Below are 22551 nucleotides of genomic sequence, written 5' to 3' on the forward strand. Positions count from 1 at the left end.
TCACAACACAACAACAGGCGGGAAGACCATGAACATCAAAAAGGCAATAGAACGCGTACCCGGCGGCATGATGGTCGTGCCATTGGTTATCGGTGCCATTATCAATACCTTTGCCCCGCAGGCGCTGGAGATAGGCGGGTTTACCACCGCGCTGTTTAAAAATGGCGCGGCCCCGCTAATTGGCGCATTCCTGCTGTGTATGGGCGCCGGGATCAGCGTGAAGGCGGCGCCTCAGGCATTGTTGCAGGGGGGGACGATCACCCTGACAAAACTGTTGATCGCCATTGCGATCGGCCTTGGCGTTGAGCAACTATTTGGTACGGAAGGGATCTTTGGCTTAAGCGGCCTGGCGATTATTGCGGCAATGAGCAATTCGAATGGCGGGCTGTATGCGGCGCTGGTTGGCGAATTCGGCAACGAACGTGATGTCGGCGCGATCTCCATTCTGTCTCTTAATGACGGTCCGTTCTTTACGATGATCGCCCTGGGCGCGGCGGGAATGGCAAACATTCCGATCATGGCGCTGGTGGCGGTGCTGGTCCCACTGGTGGTGGGGATGATCCTCGGTAACCTCGATCACAACATGCGCGACTTCCTGACCAAAGGTGGCCCGTTGCTGATTCCCTTCTTTGCCTTTGCGCTGGGCGCTGGCATTAACCTTGAGATGCTGCTGCAGGGCGGTCTGGCGGGCATCCTGCTTGGCGTGTTGACCACTTTCGTTGGCGGTTTCTTTAACATCCGCGCAGACCGGCTGGTTGGCGGGAGTGGCATTGCTGGCGCCGCCGCGTCCAGTACGGCGGGTAACGCTGTCGCGACGCCACTGGCAATTGCGCAGGCTGACCCTTCACTGGCGCAAGTCGCCGCCGCCGCCGCGCCGCTGGTTGCCGCGTCGGTGATCACCACTGCGATCCTGACGCCCATCCTCACTTCATGGGTGGCAAAACGGCAGGCGCGGCAGGTGGCTCAGGAGAATAAAGCATGAAAATGATCGTTATCGCCGATGACTTTACGGGCTCTAACGATACTGGCGTGCAGCTAGCGAAGAAAGGCGCGCGCACGGAGGTGATGCTCACCCCGGCGCAGAAGCCTTCGCGCCGTGCCGATGTGCTGGTCATCAATACCGAAAGTCGGGCAATCTCTGCGGCGAAAGCTGAACAGGCCGTACAACAGGCATTAGCGCCGTGGTGCGAAGGGAGCAGCCTGCCGCTGGTGTATAAAAAAATCGACTCGACCTTTCGCGGCAACGTGGGGGCCGAAGTCAGCGCGGCGATGCGGGCGACTCATCGGCCGCTGGCGGTCATTGCCGCGGCGATCCCCGCCGCCGGACGCACCACCCGTGATGGGCTGTGCCTGGTCAACGGAACCCCTTTACTGGAGACAGAATTTGCCAGCGATCCCAAAACGCCGATTGTCTCTTCGCGCATTGCGGAGCTGGTCGCGTTGCAGAGTGACATTCCGGTGCGCGAAGTCTCGCTTGAAGACGTCCGTCGCGGCCGCCTGAGCGCGCTGTTGAGCACCTTCGCTGCAGAAGGTGAATGCATGGTTGTGGCGGACGCGGTGGAAGATCGCGATCTGTCGCTGATTGCGCAGGCCATTTGTGAACAAAAACAGCTGCCGCTGTTGGTCGGCGCGGCCGGACTCGCCAATGCCCTGCCGGTCAGAATGTTTATGCAGGAGAAACAAGAGCTGCCAGTACTGGTGGTCGCGGGCTCGATGAGCGAAGCCACGCGACGTCAGGTCGAAAAAGCGCTATGTCAGGAGAGAGCGAAGATCGTTGATATTGATGCCTCACGGCTGGTCTCAGCGCATTTCGAACAAGAGATCGCCTCGATTGTGGAGCAGGCCTGTACGCTGTTGAGCCGTCGGCATCATACGATTTTACGCACCAGTCGGCGTGCGGAAGATCGGGAGATGATCGACACGTTGTGTCGCTCCGTGGGGATGAGTCGCCAGCAACTCGGCGAACTGTTGAGTCAGCGGCTTGGGGTCATCACGTTACGCATTATTGAGCAGGCGCGCATCGGTGGCCTGTTCCTCACCGGAGGGGATATCGCCACCGCAGTAGCCAGCGCGCTGGGTGCGGAAGGGTATCGCATTCAAAGCGAAGTCGCCCCCTGCATTCCGTGCGGCACCTTTGTGAACAGCGAGATTGACGATCTGCCGGTTATCACCAAAGCAGGAGGATTCGGCTCAGACAGTACCCTTTGTGATGCGCTTTATTTTATTGAGGAGATGTACAGTGGTAACTAAAACAATCGCGATTACGATGGGAGATCCTGCGGGGATCGGTCCGGAAATTATTGTTAAAGCGCTCAGCCAGGATGAACTGACTGGCGTACCGCTGGTGGTGGTGGGATGCCTGCAAACCCTGAAGCGGTTGCAGTCCAGAGGGCTGGCGGAAGGCGTAACGTTCCGCGCGATCACCCAGGTCGCGGATGCCCACTTCACACCGGGCGTGATTCATGTGATCGATGAACCGCTGGCACAGCCGGAGGCGCTGGAGCCGGGTAAAGTGCAGGCGCAGGCGGGCGATCTGGCTTTTCGTTGCGTAAAACGCGCGACGGAGCTGGCGATGAAAGGCGACGTCCATGCCATCGCCACGGCCCCGTTGAACAAAGAAGCGCTGCATCTTGCCGGACACAACTTCCCGGGCCATACAGAGCTGCTGGCAACGTTGACCGAAAGCCGCGACTACGCGATGGTGCTCTACACCGATAAACTAAAAGTGATTCATGTTTCCACCCACATCGCTCTGCGTAAGTTCCTCGATACCCTCAATGCTCAGCGCGTGGAAACGGTGATCGGCATCGCTGATACCTTCCTGAAACGCGTGGGATTTGCGAATCCGCGCATTGCGGTGGCTGGTGTGAACCCCCATGCCGGTGAAAACGGGCTGTTTGGCGATGAAGAGATCCGGATTGTCGGACCCGCGATTGAGAACATGAAGGCGAAGGGGATCGATGTTTACGGCCCGTGCCCGCCGGACACGGTGTTTTTACAGGCGTATGAAGGTCACTATGACATGGTGGTGGCGATGTACCACGATCAGGGACATATTCCATTGAAGCTGCTCGGTTTTTACGATGGCGTCAACATCACTGCCGGTCTGCCATTTATCCGCACCTCTGCCGATCACGGGACGGCATTTGATATCGCCTGGACGGGAAAAGCAAAATCTGAGAGCATGGCCATATCGATTAAACTGGCAATGCAACTGGCGTAATTTCCTGTTATGAAAGGACAACACCGTCTGGATCAGATTGTGGCGTATTTGAAAAATCATACGCTGGTGACCGTGGAACAACTGGTGGACGCGGTCGACGCCTCCCCGGCGACGATCCGGCGCGATCTGATCAAACTGGATGAACAGGGAGTGATCAGCCGCAGCCACGGCGGTGTTGCGTTACGACGCTTTGAACCTGCGCAACCGACCACGAATGAGAAACAACTGCGATCCCCCGCTGAAAAACGGGCGATCGCGCGTTATGCCGCCTCCATGGTGCATGCGGGTGATGCGGTTGTGCTTGATGCTGGTACCACGATGCTGGAGCTGGCAAAATGTCTGACGCATCTGCCTTTACGCGTTATTACCGTTGATCTGCACATCGCCCTGTTTTTATCGGAGTTTCGCCAGATAGAAGTGACCATTGTCGGCGGTCGGATTGATGACAGCAGCCAGTCGTGCATCGGTGAATATGGCCGCAAGATGCTGCGCAGCGTCTACCCCGATATCGCCTTCATGAGCTGTAACACCTGGAGCCTGGAGAAAGGGGTGACCACGCCGACGGAAGACAAAGCGGGGCTGAAACAAGAAGTTATCGCTAACGCCCAGCGTAAGGTGTTGCTGGCCGACAGCAGCAAATATGGCGCGCATTCTCTGTTTAATGTCGTCGCTCTCAGCCGCTTTACCGACGTCATCACCGATGTTAATTTACCGCAGGCCGTGCAGGCCGAACTGAAAGCGCAATCCGTCGCCCTGACGCTGGTTCAACCTGAATAACCGGATAGCAGACGTTGGGATAAACCTGGAGATGAGTGATGGGTAATGAAATACCCCTGAAATTTTATGACATCGTGGATGAGTATTCGACGGAGTCCGCAGAGCCTGTTAACGCCCCGGAGCGTGACGCTCTGGCACGCTATTTCCAGCTGCTGATCACCCGTTTAAGCAATAATGAAGAGATCAGCGAAGAGGCGCAGCAAGAGATGGCTCGTGAAGCCAACATTGACGCGCAACGCATCGATGATATCGCTGAATTCCTGAATCGATGGGGAAATGAATAAATCCTGATTTCGCTCAGGAGCTCTGCAGAGCTCCTGAGGGTTGTTCTTATACGCTCGGGATATTGCGCCCGTAGTAGATTTCGCGCATTTCTTTCCACAGCAGGTCGGTAATGACCTTGCGCTCTTCTGCAGATAACTCTTCCGGTTTGGTGTGAAACATGTAGTGCTTAAGGTCGAACTCTTTAAGCAACATCTTGGTATGGAAGATGTTTTCCTGGTAAACGTTCACATCCACCATGTCGTACAGCGCTTTCATGTCGTCGGACATAAAGTTCTGAATCGAATTAATTTTGTGATCGATAAAGTGCTTCTTACCGTTGATGTCACGGGTAAACCCCCGCACGCGGTAATCGATGGTCACAATGTCTGATTCCAGCTGGTGGATCAGGTAATTCAGCGCCTTCAGCGGCGAAATCACCCCACAGGTGGACACTTCAATATCCGCGCGGAAGGTGCACAGACCGCCTTCTGGGTGGCTTTCCGGGTAGGTATGCACGCAGATATGGCTTTTATCGAGATGAGCAACCACCGTTTCGGGCAGCGGTCCCGGGTGTTCTGTGGTGTCGATAAGCATCGGATCGACCGGTTCTTCGCTCACCAGAATAGTGACGCTCGCGCCCTGAGGTTCATAGTCCTGGCGCGCAATGTTGAGAATATTGGCACCGATAATCGAGCAGGTTTCTGACAGGATTTCGGTCAGACGGTTGGCGTTATAGAGTTCGTCGATATAGGCGATATAACCATCGCGCTCTTCCGCTGTTTTGGCATAGCAGATATCGTAAATACAAAAACTCAGGCTTTTGGTCAGGTTGTTAAAGCCATGCAGTTTAAGCTTTTTCAATTTTTATCATCTCCTTAGAAGCAGAGTGCGTCTTGCAGGTATTGGGGCAGTGCGAAGGCGGCCGTATGCACGCCGGGATTGTAATAGCGGCATTTCAGACCGGAGCTGTGAAAGCGCGCCTGAATGATTTCGGTGGAAAGATGGCGCAGCGCACCGTTGTCCGTCGCCCAGGCAAAAGTCATGATGCCGCCGTAATAGGTCGGGATCGCCGCCTGGTAAAAACTCACGTCGCGGAAGTAATGGCTCAGTTTACGATGGCTGCCGATGGCCTCATCCTGCTGCAGAAAACTCACGCCGTTCTGGGCGACGAAAATCCCGCCAGGGTTCAGGCAGCGCTTGCAGCCTTCGTAGAAATCCGAGGTGAACAGGCTTTCGCCAGGACCGATGGGATCTGTACAGTCAGAGATAATCACATCGAACGTCTGACGGGTCTGGTTGACGAAATTGACGCCATCGTCGATCACCAGCGTATAACGCGGATCGTCATAGCTCCCGGCGTTATGGTTCGGCAGATACTGGCGGCAGAACGAGACCACACCCGCGTCGATTTCCACCATGGTGATGGTTTCAACGGTTTTGTGGCGGGAGACTTCGCGCAGCATTGCGCCGTCGCCACCGCCGATGATCAGCACATGTTTTGCCTGGCCGTGAGCCAACAGCGGAACGTGGGTCATCATTTCGTGATAGATAAATTCGTCGCGCTCGGTGGTCTGCACCACGCCGTCCAGCGCCATCACCCGGCCAAACGCCGCGTTTTCGAAAATGATCAGATCCTGGTGGTCGGTCTTCTCGTGATACAAGACGTTATCAACGGCAAAGTATTGACCAAACTGGTCGTGCAGGGTTTCGTGCCACCGGTTTTTATCGGTCATCGACGGATACCTCCTTTGTTAACACCCCCTCAAAATGGGCGCAACATGATAGCCAACAATAACCGTGGATGCACGGTCATTATTTCATCAGAGGATTATTTCACGTAGGCGAGAAGACTTAATGAATCCCGCGCCAGCGCTTTACATTTTTTGGCGGTAGGAATGCTGATGCCGCTCAGATCGCGATAGCTGTCTTCACCGAGGGCTTTCATATTGTAGGTGTCGTAGTTGCTCAAATCCCACTGGTTTTGCTGGGCGAAAAACACCAGCGCACGGCGGATCTGACCATTCGGTAAGTTCTGGTAACCGCAATCATTTTTCAGGAACACAAAGACAGCGGTCAGGTCAGCCATATCTTCTGCTTCGGATTCGCTTAATGCGTAACTGTTGCAGGAGAGGGCAAGCAGGCTGCCAAGCACCAGTGTTCTGAAAAACATCTTCATGGGTTCTACCTTAATTCGTGGAAGTTCAACGTTAGCACACTTCATGGGGCCTCGCCGCTGTTTCTTGCTATCTTTCTGCTTGACCCTGCCGCAAGGGAAAGGGGTAAGCTTAATTATTCGCCATAAAAATAAAAGGAAGTAAAAAAATGCATCGCCGTGACTTTATAAAACTCACCGCCGCCGTAGGCGTCGCCAGTGCATTACCGGGATGGAGCCGCCTGGCGTTTGCCGCCGATCCCCCCGCGCTGCCGATCCCCGAACTGCTGACCACCGACGCCACCAGCCGCATCGCCATCAACGTGCAGGCCGGTAAAACGACGTTTGGCTCACATGTAGCCACCACCTGGGGCTACAACGGGAATCTGTTGGGCCCGGCGCTGCAACTGCGTCAGGGAAAAGCGGTGACGGTGGATATTCATAATCAGCTCAGCGAAGAGACTACGCTGCACTGGCACGGGCTGGAAGTGCCGGGCGACGTCGATGGCGGCCCGCAGGGGATCATCAAACCTGGCGAAACGCGCACGGTTACCTTTACGCCGACGCAGCGCGCGGCGACCTGCTGGTTTCATCCGCATCAACATGGCAAAACCGGGCGTCAGGTGGCGATGGGGCTCGCCGGACTGGTGCTGATAGAAGATAACGAACTGCACAACCTGCTGCTGCCGAAACAGTGGGGCATTGATGATGTGCCAGTGATCGTGCAGGACAAGAAATTCACCGCCGACGGGCAAATTGATTATCAGCTCGACGTCATGAGCGCGGCTGTCGGCTGGTTCGGTGATACCTTGCTGACCAACGGTGTTATCTATCCGCAGCATTCCGCGCCTAAAGGCTGGCTGCGGTTGCGTCTGCTCAACGGCTGCAACGCGCGGATGCTGAATTTCGCCACCAGCGATAACCGACCGCTGTACGTCATCGCCAGCGACGGAGGGTTACTGCCGGAGCCGGTGAAAGTGACGGCGTTGCCGGTGCTGCCGGGGGAACGTTTTGAAGTGCTGGTGGATATCAGCGACAGCAAAGCGTTTGATCTGGTTACGCTGCCGGTCAGGCAGATGGGGATGGAGGGTGCGCCGTTTGATAACGCGTACCCGGTGATGCGCATCCAGCCGCTGGCCATTCCGGCTTCCGGTACCTTGCCGGATACGTTAACCCGCATGCCTGCGCTACCGTCGCTGGACGGGCTGACGCAACGCACCCTGCAACTGTCTATGGATCCGATGCTCGACATGATGGGCCATAGGGGGTCGATGGATCACGGCGGCAACGGTTTTGATTTCCATAACGCCAATAAAATTAACGGTGTGGCTTTTGAGATGGATAAGCCGATGTTTTCCGCGGCGAAAGGGCAGTACGAGCGCTGGCTGATCTCCGGCAAAGGCGACATGATGCTGCACCCGTTCCACATCCACGGCACGCAGTTCCGCATTCTGTCTGAGAACGGTAACGCGCCTGCGGCGCATCGCTCCGGCTGGAAGGATATCGTGCATGTCGAAGGGGATGTCAGTGAAGTGCTGGTGAAATTTGACCATGACGCGCCAAAGGAATTTGCTTATATGGCACATTGTCATCTGCTGGAACACGAAGACACCGGAATGATGCTGGGGTTCACGGTATAAAAAAAGCCCGGTAAGCAGCGGCGCTTACCGGGCATCACATTACTTCACGTCGTCCGGCAACGCATACGCGACGATATAATCGCCCATCTTCGTCCCGAACGAACCATGACCGCCTGCGGAGATGACAACGTACTGCTTGCCATTCACTTCATAGGTCATCGGCGTAGCTTGTCCACCCGCAGGCAGACGCGCCTGCCACAGTTTTTCCCCGTTGGTCATGTTGTACGCACGGAGATAGTTGTCGGCGGTGGCGGCAATAAACAGCACATTACCGGCGGTGGAAATCGGACCGCCCAGCATCGGCATCCCCATGTTGAACGGGACCGGAACCGGCATCGGGAACGGCATGCTGTCCTGCGGGGTACCAATGCGTTTTTTCCATGCCACCTGGTTGGTTTTCAGATCCAGAGCGGAAATGTAACCCCAGGCCGGTTGTTTACACGGCAGACCAAACGGCGACAGGAACGGGTTCAGCGTGACGCCATACGGTACGCCATACTGCGGCTGAATGCCGGATTCAGAACCGGTACCCTGCGCATCTTTCGGCTGTTCCATTGGATTACCCGGGCCGCGCGGGATGAGCTTCGACACAAACGGCAGCGCCATCGGGTTCGCAATCGCCACCTGGCGGTTCGGATCAACGGAAATCCCGCCCCACTCAAACATGCCGAGGTTGCCCGGGAAAACCAGCGTGCCCTGTTCAGACGGTGGTGTGAAGATGCCTTCATAGCGCATCTGGTGGAAAATCACGCGGCACACCAGCTGATCGAACATGGTGGCGCCCCACATGTCCTTATCGGTCAGATCTTTCTTCGGACGGAAGCTCAGCTCAGAGAACGGTTGTGTTTTGGTTACGTAGTCGCCTTTTGCCGCACCCTGCGGAACCGGTTTTTCCGGTGCCGGAACGACCAGCTCACCGTTACGACGGTCGAGAACAAAGATATTCCCGGTTTTCGCTGGGGCATAAATCACCGGCACGGTTTTGCCGTTAACGGTGATATCCGCCAGTGTCGGCTGGGACGGCATGTCCATATCCCACAGGTCGTGGTGTACGGTCTGGTAACTCCAGGCGAGCTTACCGGTGGTCGCATTCAGCGCCACAATGGAACTGGCGTAACGCTCCTGTTCCGGCGTACGGTTACCGCCCCAGATATCCGGCGTGGTCACGCCCATCGGCAGGTAAACGAGATCCAGCTTCGCATCATAGGCGGCAGGCGCCCAGGAGTTCGGCGAGTTGAGCGAGAAATGGTGCTCATCAGCCGGAATGGCGTTGGCGTCTTTCGCGCCCGGGTCGAAGGCCCACAGCAGGTCACCGGTGTTGATGTCGAAGCCGCGGATCACGCCCGACGGTTCGCGCGTCGAGAAGTTATCCGTTACCGCACCGGCGATCACGATGGTTTTATCGGTCACGATTGGCGGAGATGTCGGTTCATACATGCCTGGCGTGGTGACCGGCATGTTGGTCTGCAGGTTGAGGATCCCTTTGTTGGCAAAGGATTCGCACAGCTTGCCGGTTTCAGCGTTAATGGCAAACAGGCGGCCATCATTCACTGGCAGAATGATCCGGCGCGGGCAGTTAGCCACCACATCCGCCGGCGCGTTCGCTGGCGTGGCTTCGTGATACGACACACCACGACAGGTCACGTGCTGGAAGGTCGGGTTGGTATTTAACTGCGGATCAAAGTGCCACTTCTCTTTCCCGGTCGCCGCATCCAGCGCAAACAGACGCTGGTGAGCAGTACAGAGAAACAGGGTGTCGCCGACTTTAATCGGCGTGACTTCGTTGGTGATTTCACCCGGATCGTTCGGTTGCTTCAGATCGCCGGTGCGGAATACCCAGGCCTCTTTCAGTTGCTTAACGTTGTCGGCGTTAATCTGTTTCAGCGGCGAATAGCGCTGTCCTTCCTGATTACGTCCGTACGCGGGCCAGTCCTGATCGGCTACCTGCGAAATCGGTGCGGCAGGGGTGACGTCGGTGCTTAGCGTACCGTTGATTTCCTGCGGATCGTGAAAGCCCGCCCAGGTCAGTATCCCGCCGCTAATCAGCAGCGCGACGACCAGCGCCGCCACGGCACCGCCGGAAGGGATAATCAGCCGACGCCAGACAAACGGCAGGATCAGCCAGATGCCGAAGAAGACCAGCACATCGCTGCGCGGCGTCAGCGCCCAGAAATCGAAACCGACTTCCCATACGCCCCAGATCAGGGTCGCGAGCAGCAATGCAGCATACAGCCACAGCGCCGAGCGCTGGCGACGCCACAGCATTACCGTCACGCCGAGCATCACCAGACCAGCAACCGGGTAGTACCACGACCCACCGATCGCCGCTAACCATATCCCGCCGATAAGGAGATACAGACCGCAAAACGCCGCGAAGAGCGCCGTGAGCCTCACGAGGAGCCGTGATTGTTGATATTTTGTTTCAGCCATAAAAAGACACCTGCTAAATCGTTAATTTTTTAGTAGCAATTAATTATAGGAGTTAACAAGTGTGATCGGAATCACAAATTGCGCTTTGCGATCGCATACACCGTATAAATCGATTTGCTGGTATACTGCGTGCCTTGCTGATCAATGTCGGTGCTTAAGGTAGCGGTATTGAGTGATTTACTATCAAAATCAGATGGTTAGTTTTATGAAACATACTGTTGAAGTGATGATCCCGGAAGCGGAGATCAAAGCGCGTATTGCCGAACTGGGTCGTCAGATCACCGAGCGTTATAAAAATAGCGGCAGCGACATGGTGCTGGTGGGGCTGTTACGCGGTTCATTTATGTTCATGGCTGACCTGTGCCGCGAAGTGCAGGTATCACATGAAGTCGATTTTATGACAGCGTCGAGCTACGGCAGCGGCATGTCGTCTACCCGCGACGTGAAAATCCTGAAAGATCTGGATGAAGATATCCGTGGCAAGGACGTGCTGATCGTTGAAGATATTATCGACTCCGGCAATACCTTGTCGAAAGTGCGTGAGATCCTGAGCCTGCGTGAACCGAAATCGCTGGCGATCTGCACGCTGCTCGACAAACCGTCGCGTCGTGAAGTGGACGTGCCGGTGGAATTTATCGGCTTCTCGATCCCGGATGAGTTTGTGGTTGGTTACGGTATTGACTACGCGCAGCATTATCGCCATCTGCCCTATGTCGGCAAAGTGGTGCTGCTGGACGAATAAAACAAAGGCCCCGAGGGGCCTTTTGTTATTTGTGGTTGTGGTGTTTCTGCTGGAGGTTGGAAATCCCGTGGCGGTAACGCTGCTCAAGGGTTTCACGGTTGGTGGCCGTGACGTCCAGATCGCGCAGCAGGCCATCGTGAATACCGTAAGCCCAGCCGTGAATCGTGACTTTCTGGCCGCGTTTCCAGGCGGACTGCATGATGGTGGAGTGACCCAGGTTATACACCTGCTCCATCACATTAAGCTCACACAGGGTATCCAGACGGCGCTCCTGCGGCATTTCACCGAGCAGCGAGCTGTGTTTAAACCAGATATCGCGGATGTGCAGCAGCCAGTTATTGATAAGCCCCAGTTCCGGGTTTTCTACCGCGGCCTGTACACCGCCGCAGCCGTAGTGACCACAAATGATGATATGCTCGACTTCCAGAACATCCACCGCGTACTGGACGACGGAGAGGCAGTTAAGGTCGGTGTGGATAACAAGGTTGGCAACGTTACGATGAACAAAAAGTTCACCTGGCTCAAGCCCTGTCAGGCGTTCAGCGGGAACGCGGCTATCGGAACATCCAATCCATAGAAAGCGCGGTTTCTGCGCTTGCGCCAGTTTCTCAAAAAAACCGGGGTCCTCTTCCACCAGCATTTTTGACCATAGTGCATTATTGCTGATGAGTGTATCTATATCTTTCATGGAGGTTAACGACCTGTAACCGAGTAAGTGCGTTGCGCTAATATAGGTCAACTCCTGACTTTTTAAAACCATGCATCGAGTGTCACAACTTGATAAGAGATATTTAATGACCATTGCACTGGAACTTAAGCAGCTTAAAAAGACCTATCCGGGCGGCGTCCAGGCGCTGCGGGGGATCGATCTTACCGTCACCGCTGGCGATTTCTACGCGCTTCTGGGGCCGAATGGCGCGGGGAAATCCACCACCATCGGCATCATCAGTTCGCTGGTGAACAAAAGCGCCGGTGAAGTGAGCGTCTTTGGCTACGATCTCGACAAAGACGTCGTCAACGCGAAACGCCAGCTGGGGCTGGTGCCGCAGGAATTTAACTTCAACCCGTTCGAAACCGTTCAGCAGATCGTCGTCAACCAGGCGGGCTACTATGGCGTTGAACGCAAAGAAGCGGTTATCCGCAGCGAAAAATACCTGAAACAGCTCGATTTGTGGGAAAAACGCAACGAACGGGCACGGATGTTATCCGGCGGGATGAAACGCCGCCTGATGATCGCCCGCGCGCTGATGCATGAGCCAAAGTTATTGATTCTCGATGAACCGACTGCCGGGGTCGACATCGAACTGCGCCGCTCGATGTGGGGCTTTCTGAAAGATCTCAACGACAAAGGCACGACGATCATTTTGACGACGCACTATCTGGAAGAGGCCGAAATGCTGTGCCGCAACATCGGCATCATTCAGCATGGCGTGCTGGTGGAAAACACCTCGATGAAAGCGCTGCTGTCAAAACTGAAATCAGAAACGTTTATTCTCGATCTGGCACCGAAAAGTCCGCTTCCGGTGCTGGAAGGGTATCAGTACCGGCTGGTGGATACTTCCACGCTGGAAGTGGAAGTGTTGCGTGAGCAGGGCGTTAACAGCGTGTTCAGCCAGTTGAGCGCGCAGGGGATTCAGGTATTAAGTATGCGTAACAAAGCGAACCGTCTGGAAGAGCTGTTTGTCTCGCTGGTGAATGAAAAACAGGGAGAACAGGTATGATGCAGCTTTATTGGGTTGCGCTGAAAAGCATCTGGACGAAAGAAATTCAGCGCTTTATGCGCATCTGGATACAGACGCTGGTGCCGCCGGTGATCACCATGACGCTGTATTTCATCATCTTTGGTAATCTGATCGGTTCCCGGATTGGTGAAATGCATGGCTTCACCTACATGCAGTTTATCGTGCCGGGGTTGATCATGATGGCGGTGATCACCAACGCCTATGCCAACGTGGCCTCGTCGTTCTTCAGCGCGAAGTTCCAGCGCAACATTGAAGAGCTGCTGGTGGCGCCAGTGCCGACCCACGTTATCATCGCCGGTTATGTCGGCGGCGGCGTGGCGCGCGGTCTGTGCGTGGGGATCCTGGTCACCGCGGTGTCGCTGTTCTTCGTGCCTTTTCAGGTGCATTCATGGGTGTTTGTCGCGCTGACGCTGCTGCTGACGGCGATCCTCTTTTCGCTGGCGGGGCTGCTGAACGCGGTGTTTGCCAAAACCTTTGACGACATCAGCCTGATCCCGACTTTTGTACTGACGCCGCTGACCTATCTTGGCGGGGTGTTCTACTCGCTGACGCTGCTGCCGCCGTTCTGGCAGGCGTTGTCGCACCTGAACCCGATCGTCTATATGATCAGTGGTTTCCGCTTTGGTTTCCTCGGCATTACCGATGTACCGCTGTTTACCACGGTCGGTGTACTGGTGATCTTTATCGTGGCATTCTACCTGCTGTGCTGGTATCTGATTCAGCGTGGCCGTGGGTTGCGCAGTTGATCCCACGCCCGGCGGTGCTGATGCCCGCCGGGCGCGTCTCTTAAGGGGAAAGTAATGTTAGGTTGGGTCATTGCCTGCCATGACGACCAGGCAGAGGATATGCGGGAGCGGCTGGAAAAAAAGTTCGGCCCGCTGGTGCAGTGTCAGGCCGTCAACTACTGGCGGGGACTGAGCGCCAATATGCTCAGCCGGATGATGTGCGATGCGTTGCACAGTGCTGACTCCGGCGACGGTGTTATTTTTCTCACCGATATCCCCGGTGCCGCGCCTTACCGCGTCGCCGCGTTAATGAGCCACAAACATAATCACTGTGAAGTCATTTCCGGCATCAGCTATTCATTGCTGGAACGGATGTATCCTCTGCGCGAAACGCTGGGCAGCGAAGCCTTCCGGGAAGCCATTGTGAGCAGTGGCGGTGCGGAGGTCAGCAGCCTCTGGCACCAGCAGCAAAAAAATCCGCCTTTCGTTTTGCTTCACGACCTGTATGACAATTAACCATTGGTATTGATTAGGCTTTTGTTACAATAACAACAGTTTCCTTGCTCCGGTTGTCACGCATGCTCACTCGCGTTTTTCTCATCTTGCTGCTGCTCATCACCAGCAGTGCCTCCGCCAGCCTCATCAATCAACAGCGGCTGCCCGCCAGATATATGCAAACCACCGAAGATGCCACCATCTGGGCGCAGATCGGCAATAACGTGGTGACGGTCGGTCACGTGCGGGCCGGGCAAATTCTCGCGGTGGTGCCGGGCGCTGCCGACTACTACGAATTCAGCTTTGGCTTTGGCACCGGGTTTATCGATAAAGCCCATCTGGAGCCGGTACAGGGGCATCAGCGTGTCGAAGATACCCTCGGCGATCTCAATAAACCGCTCAGTAATCAGAATCTGCTCACCTGGCGGGATACGCCGGTGTATAACGCGCCGGGTACCGGTAGCGCCCCGTTCGGCGTACTGACGGACAACCTGCGATATCCGATCATCAGCAAACTGAAAGACCGCCTGAATCAGACCTGGTATCAGATCCGCATTGGTAACCGGCTGGCGTGGATCAGCAGCCTGGATGCGCAGGAAGATAACGGCATTCCGGTGCTCACCTATCACCACATTTTGCGTGATGAAGAAAATACGCGCTTTCGCCACACCTCAACCACCACCTCGGTGCGCGCGTTCAGTAACCAGATGACCTGGCTGCGCGATCAGGGTTACACCACGCTGACGATGTATCAGTTAGAAGGCTATGTCCGCAACAAGATGAACCTGCCGGCGCGCTCGGTAGTGATCACTTTCGACGATGGCCTGAAATCGGTCAGCCGTTACGCCTACCCGGTGCTTAAGCCTTACGGCTTTAAAGCCACGGCGTTTATTATCTCGTCGCGCATCAAGCGTCAGCCACAGAAATGGGACCCCAAATCGCTGCAGTTTATGAGCGTGTCAGAGTTGCGTCATATTGAAGACGTCTTTGATGTGCAGTCACACACCCATTTTCTGCACCGTGTTGACAGCCATCGTCACCCGATTTTGCTGAGCCGCAGCTATCACAACATCCTGTTTGATTTTGCCCGTTCCCGCCGCTCGCTGGCGCAGTTTAACCCGCATGTGTTGTATCTTTCTTATCCCTTTGGCGGCTACAACAACAACGCGATTAAGGCGGCGAATGACGCGGGTTTTCATATGGCGGTGACAACGGTGAAAGGGAAGGTGAAGCCAGGAGATAACCCGTTCTTACTGAAGCGCTTATATATTTTAAGAACGGATTCTTTAGAGACGATGTCGCGGCTGATCAGTAATCAGCCGCAAGGGTGAGACAACTAAGCCACCTGAACCGGAATGGCTTTTGCCGTACGCTTCATTTCGTTGCCCGCATCGAAATAGGCCACTTTCGGCTGCCAGCGGCGGGCTTCTTCGTCGGACATCATGACAAAGCTGGCGATAATCACAATGTCGCCCACGTCTGCGCAGTGCGCTGCCGCGCCGTTGACGGAGATAATTTTGGAACCGCGCTCGGCCGCAATGGCATAGGTGGAGAAACGTTTGCCATTGTTCACGTTCCAGATATCAATCGCTTCGTTTTCAAGAATTCCTGCCGCATCGAGAAAATCCTGGTCAATGGCGCAGGAACCTTCATAGTGCAGGTCGGCCTGAGTCACTGTCACACGGTGAAGCTTACCTTGCAGCATTTTGCGAATCATTACGTCTACCTTTAATCATCATGCATTACCCTCTCCCGCAGAGAGAGCAGGGTGAAGGGAGTTATTCCCGGAGCCTGTATGCGCGCAGTATTGCCCGATTTTTAGTCGGTGTCTACTGCGCCAGCTCAACCTGTTTATTATCAATAAGACGCGCCTGCCCAAGCCAGGCGGCAACCAGAATTACTGCCCGTTTACTGGTTTCGGTCAGCTCCAGCAGCGTATCGGCATCGCGGATTTGTACTTCGTCGCTGCGGAACCCTTTTTCATTCAGTTCCTGCTCGCCAAGGGCGATCATCTCGTCGAGATCACGCTCACCGGCCTGCAGTTTTTTCGCAATGCCGTTCATCACCTGGCTCAGTCCCGGCGCGATTTTACGCTCGGCGGCGGTGAGGTAACCGTTGCGGGAACTCAGCGCCAGACCATCTTTGGCACGAACGATCGGCACGCCGACAATCTCGATGTCGTAGCCCATGTCGGCCACCATTTTGCGGATCAGCGCCAGTTGCTGGAAATCTTTCTCACCAAAGCAGGCCACGTCGGGCTGTATGAGATTAAAGAGCTTGCTGACAATCGTGGAGACGCCACGGAAATGGCCCGGACGGCTGGCGCCTTCCAGCATGGTGGAAAGACCGGGGACATCGACGTAAGTCTGCGTGTCGGTACCGTGCGGGTAGATATCGGCAGGCGCCGGGGCGAAAATCAAATCGACTTTGCGCTTGTTCAGCTTTTCGCTGTCTTCCTGCAACGTGCGCGGATAGCGCACCAGGTCGTCCGGTCGGTCAAACTGCATCGGGTTAACAAAGATACTGACGACGACCACGTCCGCACGCGCTTTCGCTTCGTCCACCAGCTTCATATGACCATCGTGCAGGTTGCCCATCGTCGGAACCAGCGCAATACGTTTGCCTTCCAGGCGCAGTCTGCGGATATGCTGACGCAGCAGCGGGAGTGTTTCGATTATCACCACAACAAAACTCCTTAATGGAAACTGTGTTCTTCGCCCGGATACACGCCGGACTCAACGTCAGCAATATACTGCCGTACCGCGGCGCGCATGTCGCCCGCTTCAGAAAGGAAATTTTTGGCAAATTTCGGAATATGCCCGCCAGTAATGCCAAATGCATCGTGCATCACCAGAATTTGCCCGTCGGTGACATTGCCCGCGCCGATGCCGATCACCGGGATTTGCAATGCTTCGGTGATGCGTTTCGCCAGTTCCACCGGTACGCATTCCAGCACCAGCAATTGCGCCCCGGCCGCTTCCAGCGCCAGTGCGTCATCGAACAGTACCTGCGCCGCATCGCCGCGGCCCTGCACTTTATAGCCGCCGAAGATGTTGACCGACTGCGGTGTCAGGCCGAGGTGCCCGCACACCGGTACAGCGCGTTCGGTGAGCATTTTTACCGTTTCTACCAGCCAGGCGCCGCCTTCAATTTTGACCATATTCGCCCCGGCACGCATCACCGTCGCAGCGTTTTCAAACGCCTGTTCCGGGGTGGCGTAAGCCATAAATGGCAGGTCGGTGAGCAGCAGGCAGTGCGGCGCGCCACGACGCACCGCACGGGTGTGATACGCGACATCTTCCACCGTCACCGGCAATGTGGAGTCATGTCCCTGGACCGTCATTCCCAGCGAGTCGCCGACCAGCATGACGTTAATGCCCTCGTCGGCAAACAGTTTCGCGAAACTGTAGTCATACGCGGTGATGGTCGCGAAGCGTTTCTTGTCCTGCTTGCATTTCTGCAACAGGGAAATGGTGGTTGGTTTCATTGCGTTTCCTGATAGCAAAAGCCGATTCTTGCGGCATTGTAACAGCAACCATCAGGGGGACAAGTTTACCAGTGGGCAGGTTGTGCGCTATTGAGTGATTTCAGCGCAACGGCAAGCGGTGTGCCATCAGGAAAAGTGAGATCAGGGGCGATTTCAAACAGCGGCCACAGCATAAAACCGCGGTTTTTCATGTCGTAATGGGGAACGGTGAGACGGTCGGTCTGAATGACACGATCGCCGAACAGCATGATATCGAGATCGAGCGTACGCGGCCCCCAGCGCTCTTCCTTACGCACGCGGCCTTGCTGCAGCTCAATGCGTTGCGTGTGGTCGAGCAGTGTTTCCGGGGACAACGCGGTTTCCAGCGCGACAGCGGCGTTCAGGTAATCGGGTTGATCCTGCGGTCCTAGCGGCGGAGTGCGGTAGAAAGAGGAGAGGGCGACGATGCGGCTGTCGGGGATCTCTCCGATCGCGGCAATCGCCGCATTAACCTGATCCAACGGTGACGCCAGATTACTGCCAATGGCGATCCAGACCGTGGTCACGCGTTGCTCTCCGGACGCGGTGCACGCTTGCGCGGGCGACGATGGCGTCGGCGGGCGGGTTCATCACCTAAATCGGTCAGCATGTCTTTCTGTTCAGGCGGCGCGGCCACCTGGAATTCGCCCCACCACTGCGTCAGACGCTGCAGTTCGGCGCTGTTTTCTGCTTCCGCACGCAGCGCCAGCAGATCATAAGCGGCGCGGAATTTCGGATGCTCCATCAGCTTCCAGGCGCGTTTGCCCTGACGACGCGACATACGCAACTGCAACTGCCAGATATCGCGCACCAGCGTGGTAATGCGTTTCGGAATGGCGATGGAACGGCAGGCTTCGTCGAGCACGTCATTAGTGGCCAGCGCGAAGGCGTCGTAGTAGGCCAGACCGCTTTCCTGTGCAATTTTCTGCGCCATTTCCAGCAACGGATACCAGAACATCGCCGCGAACAGGAACGCCGGATTCACGCGCATCTCGTTATGAATGCGGTTATCGGTATTTTTCAGAACCTGGGTGATGATTCGTTCCATTGGGCTATCACCGTTTTCGGTAAAGTAACGGGTAATAGTCGGAAACAGCGGTTGAAACAGACTGTATTCACGCAGTAAACGCCAGGTTTCGAATCCATAACCTGCCTGCAGGAGTTTCAGACACTCTTCAAACAGGCGCGCGGGCGGCACATCGTTAATCAGTGTGGCAAGACGCGGGATGGGCTCAGCAGTTTCCGGGCTGATGCTCATGCCCAGTTTCGCGGCAAAACGCACAGCACGCAGCATGCGCACCGGATCTTCGCGATAACGGGTTTCCGGGTTGCCAATCAGGCGGATCACGCCATCGTTGAGGTCCTGCATGCCGCCGACGTAATCACGCACTGTGAAATCCGCCACGCTGTAATACAGGCTGTTGATGGTGAAGTCGCGGCGCTGGGCATCTTCTTCGATGGAGCCGAAGATGTTATCGCGTAGCAGCATGCCGTTCTGGCCGCGCTGCGAGGTGGTGCGGTCGATCGGACTGCCGTCGTGGTGACCACGGAAGGTGGCGACTTCGATGATTTCAGGGCCAAACATCACGTGCGCAAGACGGAAACGGCGGCCCACGAGGCGGCAGTTACGGAACAGTTTGCGCACCTGGTCGGGCGTCGCACTGGTCGTGACGTCGAAGTCTTTGGGCTTTTTGCCCAGCAGCAAATCACGTACACCGCCGCCGACCAGATAGGCTTCATAGCCCGCTTTGTTCAGTCGATAGAGAACTTTGAGGGCATTTTCACTGATATCTTTGCGGGAAATAGCATGCTGCTCACGCGGGATAACCGTCATTTTAGGTCTGGCGACGACGATTTCTGCCTCGCTCTCCTCACGGCTTAGCACCTTACGGCAAAAATTAGCGACTCGGGTAAAAATATTGCACCTCGGTTGTGTAGTATCGATAAACGAAAAAATAAGATTCCGGACAAAAAATAGCGGCTAATCATAGCTCAGCCAAACGCGTTTGAGAATGCTGGATTTCCGGTACTGTCGAAAGCTTCCAGTTAGTCACTGCATTTTTTAGCAGATCCTCAACGCTCAAATCCTGCCATCCTTTTGCTATATCCTGATTAAGAAACTGTAAAGCGTTGATTAATTCAGGACGTGGATCGCCCTCCGGCAGTGCGGGCGCATGGTTCTGTTTAGACAGCTTATTGCCGTCGCTATTCAGTGCCAGCGGCAGATGAATGTAGTCCGGCGCCTGCCAGCCAAAATGGCGGTAGAGCGAGATCTGCCGTACGGTGGGCTCAATCAGATCAGCCCCGCGCACGATTTCCGTGACGCCCTGAAAATGGTCGTCGACCACCACCGCCAGGTTGTAGGCGAAAAGCCCGTCACGGCGATGAATAATAAAATCTTCCCGCGCCAGCGCCTCGTCAGCGACGATCTCTCCCCGAAGTTTATCGTAAAACCGGAGTACCGGTTGTTGCTGGCGCAGACGCAGCGCGGCGTTTTGCGGGCCGAGGTGCAAATCGCGGCAATGGCCATTGTAGATCCCGCCCATGCTGTGGATTTGGGCGCGGGTGCAGGTGCAGTAATAACTGAGCCCTTGCTGTGCAAGCCAGTCCAGCGCGGCGCGGTAGGCGTCGTGACGCTGTGACTGCCATAACACCTCGCCATCCCAGTGCAGACCGTAATGTTCCAGCTGGCGCAGGATGGTCTCTGCGGCACCGGGAACTTCACGCGGGGGATCGATATCTTCAATGCGCACCCGCCAGGTACCGTGATTAGCGCGGGCCTGCAGGTAGCTGCCAAGAGCGGCAATTAATGAGCCGAAGTGTAATTCACCGGAGGGAGATGGCGCGAAGCGCCCAATATAGTGTGATTCAGGCATATCAGTCATTACAAGGCGGGAGAAACTCCCGCCTTTGGATGGTATACAGTGCTGGAATTAACCGGCCATCTGTTTTTCGCGGATTTCAGCCAGGGTTTTGCAATCGATGCACAGATCGGCTGTCGGGCGCGCTTCCAGACGACGAATACCGATTTCAACACCGCAGGATTCGCAGTAGCCAAAATCTTCGTCTTCGACTTTCTTCAGCGTTTTTTCGATCTTTTTGATCAGCTTGCGTTCGCGGTCACGGTTACGCAGTTCGAGGCTGAACTCTTCTTCCTGCGCGGCACGATCGACCGGATCCGGGAAGTTAGCAGCTTCATCCTGCATGTGTGTAACAGTACGATCGACTTCATCCCTGAGTTGATTACGCCATGCTTCAAGGATGCGCTTGAAGTGCGCCAGCTGGGCTTCGTTCATATACTCTTCGCCCGGTTTCTCTTGATACGGCTCCACCCCAGCGATGGCGAGAATACTCAGGGACGATGTTTTACGGTTTTGCCCTTCTTGCATGTTGCTTCTCCTTAACACGCACTATCGATCCCCATGTTGGGGGAAAAATCAGGCCGCTATAAATAGCAGATGCTTTTCCGGATAGCAATTATCTAAACGTTACACTTGACAACCCTGTGAGGAAAAGCGTATTTGCGCACGCGACCAGCACACTTATTGTTCAGCGGTTTACCACGCTATAACACCACGGGTACCGGCTCACTCAGAGTCATAATATCGGCAGAAAGTTCCGCTTTATAAGCCAGAATTTCCACCCCTTTGCTTTGTGCCTCATTCAATAGTTGCGCGTATTTAGCATCGATGTGGCGCGCGGGTGAAAAACAGGTGATGGCTGAGTGAAGTACCGCAAAAAAAATGACGGCACGATCGCCTTCTGACACCACGCTCATCAGTTCCCGAAGATGCTTTTGACCCCTTTCCGTCACGGCATCCGGGAAAAAACCGTTCTCATTTTCCGCCAACGTAACCGATTTCACTTCAATATAGCAGTTTCGTCTATTCTCTGCTTGTAACATAAAATCAATACGGCTGCGCTCTGCGCCATATTTCACTTCGCCTTTCAACGCAGTATATCCGCGAAGCGCAGGAATAATTTCGGATTGAATCGCTTCTTTCACCAGCGCGTTCGCTCGTAATGTATTGACGCAAATAAAAGCGCCCTGCTGAGTTTGTGTTAATTCCCAGGTATGGGCGTATTTCCGTTTAATATTCTCCGAAGTGGAATACCACACGGTATCGCCCGGTGTGGCACATCCTGTCATTGCGCCGGTATTGGGGCAATGGAGCGTGATGACGGTTCCCTCAGCGGTGATCACATCCGCCAGAAAACGTTTATAGCGTTTTATCAACGTGGCGGATTGTAATTTAGGAATAAACTGCATCTTTGTTTCCTGATTATTCTGTTAACGCCCAACGCTCCAGCGCAGTATAACGCGTTCGTCCCTGCGAAAATGTCGACTCGTACAGCACAAATTCGCTCACCGGCACCGGCCAGTGGAACCCTGGCGGCGGGATCTTCACCGCATGGCTGGCGTCACGCAGCAATGTAATGTGCGGGTGAAAGGGCTGCGGACTCTGATAACAGCCGCGCCGCGCGGCCTGCGAGCGCAGCAGGCTGGCTAGCTGCAACAGTCCCCGTGGCGGCTGGCGAGTGCCGAGCCAGACCACCCGTGAACGCAGCCACTGCCCGGCGTCGTCCAGATGCAAAGTAAACCCCGGCTGACGAATGCGCCCGGCCATCGCCGTCAGTGCGCGCTGTTTTTCTGCGCTGACGTCGCCGAGAAACGCCAGCGTCAGGTGCAGGTTTGCCGCCGCGACCGGCCGTCCGGCTTCCGGCGCAAATTGCGTCGCCCGCCAGTGGACTATCTGCTGCTGAATATCGCCCGGTAATTCAAGGGCAAAAAACAGCCTTTTCGGCTCAGACATGATGGGTACTCGGTAATGATTTACCGCGATGCTACAATGCAT

The 22551-nt window shown here is 55.4% G+C and carries 25 protein-coding genes; 11 read left to right on the forward strand and 14 right to left on the reverse strand.

The features are described 5' to 3' along the window. Positions 1 to 28: 28 nt before the first annotated feature. From AOY23_RS03190 to AOY23_RS03210, 5 genes are read left to right on the forward strand one after another with little or no spacing between them, the layout of a single operon-like run. Positions 29 to 982: a 2-keto-3-deoxygluconate permease 1 gene (locus tag AOY23_RS03190; protein WP_054178384.1), complete on the forward strand. Its 954-nt coding sequence runs from the start codon at positions 29 to 31 to the stop codon at positions 980 to 982. Next, entirely contained in the window at positions 979 to 2250 is a 1272-nt protein-coding gene (gene dtnK / locus AOY23_RS03195) for a D-threonate kinase (protein ID WP_054178385.1), read from the forward strand. Before AOY23_RS03190 ends, dtnK begins: the two co-directional genes overlap by 4 nt. Continuing rightward, positions 2240 to 3223: a D-threonate 4-phosphate dehydrogenase gene (locus tag AOY23_RS03200; protein WP_081005579.1), complete on the forward strand. Its 984-nt coding sequence runs from the start codon at positions 2240 to 2242 to the stop codon at positions 3221 to 3223. Before dtnK ends, AOY23_RS03200 begins: the two co-directional genes overlap by 11 nt. Before the next feature lie 9 nt (positions 3224 to 3232). Beyond that, positions 3233 to 4000 carry a DeoR/GlpR family DNA-binding transcription regulator gene (locus AOY23_RS03205; RefSeq protein WP_054178387.1) on the forward strand — a complete coding sequence of 256 codons (768 nt, stop codon included), beginning with the start codon at positions 3233 to 3235 and terminating at the stop codon, positions 3998 to 4000. A 38-nt stretch (positions 4001 to 4038) separates the two neighbouring features. Continuing rightward, on the forward strand, positions 4039 to 4284 hold the full coding sequence (locus AOY23_RS03210; RefSeq protein ID WP_054178388.1) for a DUF2543 family protein: 246 nt from the start codon (positions 4039 to 4041) through the stop codon (positions 4282 to 4284). A gap of 46 nt (positions 4285 to 4330) precedes the next feature. On the opposite strand, the gene speD is transcribed toward AOY23_RS03210, so the two are convergent. The 3 genes from speD to AOY23_RS03225 all read right to left on the reverse strand — a co-directional run bounded on the left by speD (position 4331) and on the right by AOY23_RS03225 (position 6440). After that, positions 4331 to 5125, reverse strand: coding sequence for an adenosylmethionine decarboxylase (speD, locus tag AOY23_RS03215; RefSeq protein ID WP_054178389.1), 795 nt, complete (start codon positions 5123 to 5125; stop codon positions 4331 to 4333). 14 nt (positions 5126 to 5139) lie between these two features. Beyond that, positions 5140 to 5997: a polyamine aminopropyltransferase gene (gene speE, locus AOY23_RS03220; protein WP_054178390.1), complete on the reverse strand. Its 858-nt coding sequence runs from the start codon at positions 5995 to 5997 to the stop codon at positions 5140 to 5142. A 95-nt stretch (positions 5998 to 6092) separates the two neighbouring features. After that, positions 6093 to 6440, reverse strand: coding sequence for a YacC family pilotin-like protein (locus AOY23_RS03225; protein ID WP_054178391.1), 348 nt, complete (start codon positions 6438 to 6440; stop codon positions 6093 to 6095). A gap of 146 nt (positions 6441 to 6586) precedes the next feature. Here AOY23_RS03225 and cueO point away from each other — a divergent pair, with 146 nt between their 5' ends. Then, entirely contained in the window at positions 6587 to 8056 is a 1470-nt protein-coding gene (cueO, locus tag AOY23_RS03230; RefSeq protein WP_054178392.1) for a multicopper oxidase CueO, read from the forward strand. 39 nt (positions 8057 to 8095) lie between these two features. On the opposite strand, the gene AOY23_RS03235 is transcribed toward cueO, so the two are convergent. Beyond that, the gene (locus AOY23_RS03235; RefSeq protein ID WP_054178393.1) at positions 8096 to 10486 is read right to left on the reverse strand and encodes a glucose/quinate/shikimate family membrane-bound PQQ-dependent dehydrogenase; all 2391 of its coding nucleotides are present in this window, start codon (positions 10484 to 10486) and stop codon (positions 8096 to 8098) included. A gap of 205 nt (positions 10487 to 10691) precedes the next feature. Between AOY23_RS03235 and hpt the strand changes: the two genes are divergently transcribed. Beyond that, complete coding sequence (gene hpt, locus AOY23_RS03240; protein ID WP_162838550.1) at positions 10692 to 11228, forward strand: hypoxanthine phosphoribosyltransferase; 537 nt, start codon at positions 10692 to 10694, stop codon at positions 11226 to 11228. A gap of 25 nt (positions 11229 to 11253) precedes the next feature. On the opposite strand, the gene can is transcribed toward hpt, so the two are convergent. Further along, entirely contained in the window at positions 11254 to 11916 is a 663-nt protein-coding gene (gene can / locus AOY23_RS03245) for a carbonate dehydratase (protein ID WP_054178395.1), read from the reverse strand. 106 nt (positions 11917 to 12022) lie between these two features. On the opposite strand from can, the gene AOY23_RS03250 reads away from it, so the two are divergent. The 4 genes from AOY23_RS03250 to AOY23_RS03265 all read left to right on the forward strand — a co-directional run bounded on the left by AOY23_RS03250 (position 12023) and on the right by AOY23_RS03265 (position 15521). Then, positions 12023 to 12949 (forward strand): ABC transporter ATP-binding protein, encoded by a 927-nt coding sequence (locus AOY23_RS03250; protein WP_054178396.1) that lies wholly within the window; start codon positions 12023 to 12025, stop codon positions 12947 to 12949. After that, positions 12946 to 13716, forward strand: a complete 771-nt coding sequence (locus tag AOY23_RS03255) for an ABC transporter permease (RefSeq protein ID WP_054178397.1) — start codon at positions 12946 to 12948, stop codon at positions 13714 to 13716. The genes AOY23_RS03250 and AOY23_RS03255 overlap by 4 nt, the downstream gene beginning before the upstream one ends. A gap of 54 nt (positions 13717 to 13770) precedes the next feature. Continuing rightward, positions 13771 to 14211 carry a PTS sugar transporter subunit IIA gene (locus AOY23_RS03260; protein ID WP_054178398.1) on the forward strand — a complete coding sequence of 147 codons (441 nt, stop codon included), beginning with the start codon at positions 13771 to 13773 and terminating at the stop codon, positions 14209 to 14211. Between the two features lie 62 nt (positions 14212 to 14273). Then, entirely contained in the window at positions 14274 to 15521 is a 1248-nt protein-coding gene (locus tag AOY23_RS03265) for a polysaccharide deacetylase family protein (RefSeq protein ID WP_054178399.1), read from the forward strand. 5 nt (positions 15522 to 15526) lie between these two features. Here AOY23_RS03265 and panD read toward each other — a convergent pair whose 3' ends face one another. From panD to thpR, 9 genes are all read right to left on the reverse strand, one after another. Continuing rightward, positions 15527 to 15907, reverse strand: a complete 381-nt coding sequence (gene panD, locus AOY23_RS03270) for an aspartate 1-decarboxylase (protein ID WP_038155586.1) — start codon at positions 15905 to 15907, stop codon at positions 15527 to 15529. Between the two features lie 112 nt (positions 15908 to 16019). After that, entirely contained in the window at positions 16020 to 16874 is an 855-nt protein-coding gene (gene panC, locus AOY23_RS03275; protein ID WP_054178400.1) for a pantoate--beta-alanine ligase, read from the reverse strand. Positions 16875 to 16885: 11 nt separating this feature from the next. Continuing rightward, positions 16886 to 17677 carry a 3-methyl-2-oxobutanoate hydroxymethyltransferase gene (gene panB, locus AOY23_RS03280; protein ID WP_054178401.1) on the reverse strand — a complete coding sequence of 264 codons (792 nt, stop codon included), beginning with the start codon at positions 17675 to 17677 and terminating at the stop codon, positions 16886 to 16888. 65 nt (positions 17678 to 17742) lie between these two features. Continuing rightward, positions 17743 to 18222 carry a 2-amino-4-hydroxy-6-hydroxymethyldihydropteridine diphosphokinase gene (gene folK, locus AOY23_RS03285; RefSeq protein ID WP_054178402.1) on the reverse strand — a complete coding sequence of 160 codons (480 nt, stop codon included), beginning with the start codon at positions 18220 to 18222 and terminating at the stop codon, positions 17743 to 17745. After that, entirely contained in the window at positions 18219 to 19613 is a 1395-nt protein-coding gene (gene pcnB, locus AOY23_RS03290; RefSeq protein WP_072170908.1) for a polynucleotide adenylyltransferase PcnB, read from the reverse strand. Before pcnB ends, folK begins: the two co-directional genes overlap by 4 nt. A 67-nt stretch (positions 19614 to 19680) precedes the next feature. Continuing rightward, entirely contained in the window at positions 19681 to 20571 is an 891-nt protein-coding gene (gluQRS, locus tag AOY23_RS03295) for a tRNA glutamyl-Q(34) synthetase GluQRS (RefSeq protein ID WP_054178460.1), read from the reverse strand. A 57-nt stretch (positions 20572 to 20628) separates the two neighbouring features. Next, complete coding sequence (gene dksA, locus AOY23_RS03300) at positions 20629 to 21084, reverse strand: RNA polymerase-binding protein DksA (RefSeq protein ID WP_007749299.1); 456 nt, start codon at positions 21082 to 21084, stop codon at positions 20629 to 20631. Positions 21085 to 21260: 176 nt separating this feature from the next. Continuing rightward, on the reverse strand, positions 21261 to 21965 hold the full coding sequence (sfsA, locus tag AOY23_RS03305; RefSeq protein WP_054178404.1) for a DNA/RNA nuclease SfsA: 705 nt from the start codon (positions 21963 to 21965) through the stop codon (positions 21261 to 21263). A 13-nt stretch (positions 21966 to 21978) separates the two neighbouring features. Beyond that, the gene (gene thpR / locus AOY23_RS03310) at positions 21979 to 22509 is read right to left on the reverse strand and encodes an RNA 2',3'-cyclic phosphodiesterase (RefSeq protein WP_054178405.1); all 531 of its coding nucleotides are present in this window, start codon (positions 22507 to 22509) and stop codon (positions 21979 to 21981) included. Positions 22510 to 22551 lie beyond the last annotated feature (42 nt).

The organism is Trabulsiella odontotermitis (genome assembly GCF_001297775.1).
In the GTDB taxonomy this organism is placed as follows: domain Bacteria; phylum Pseudomonadota; class Gammaproteobacteria; order Enterobacterales; family Enterobacteriaceae; genus Trabulsiella; species Trabulsiella odontotermitis.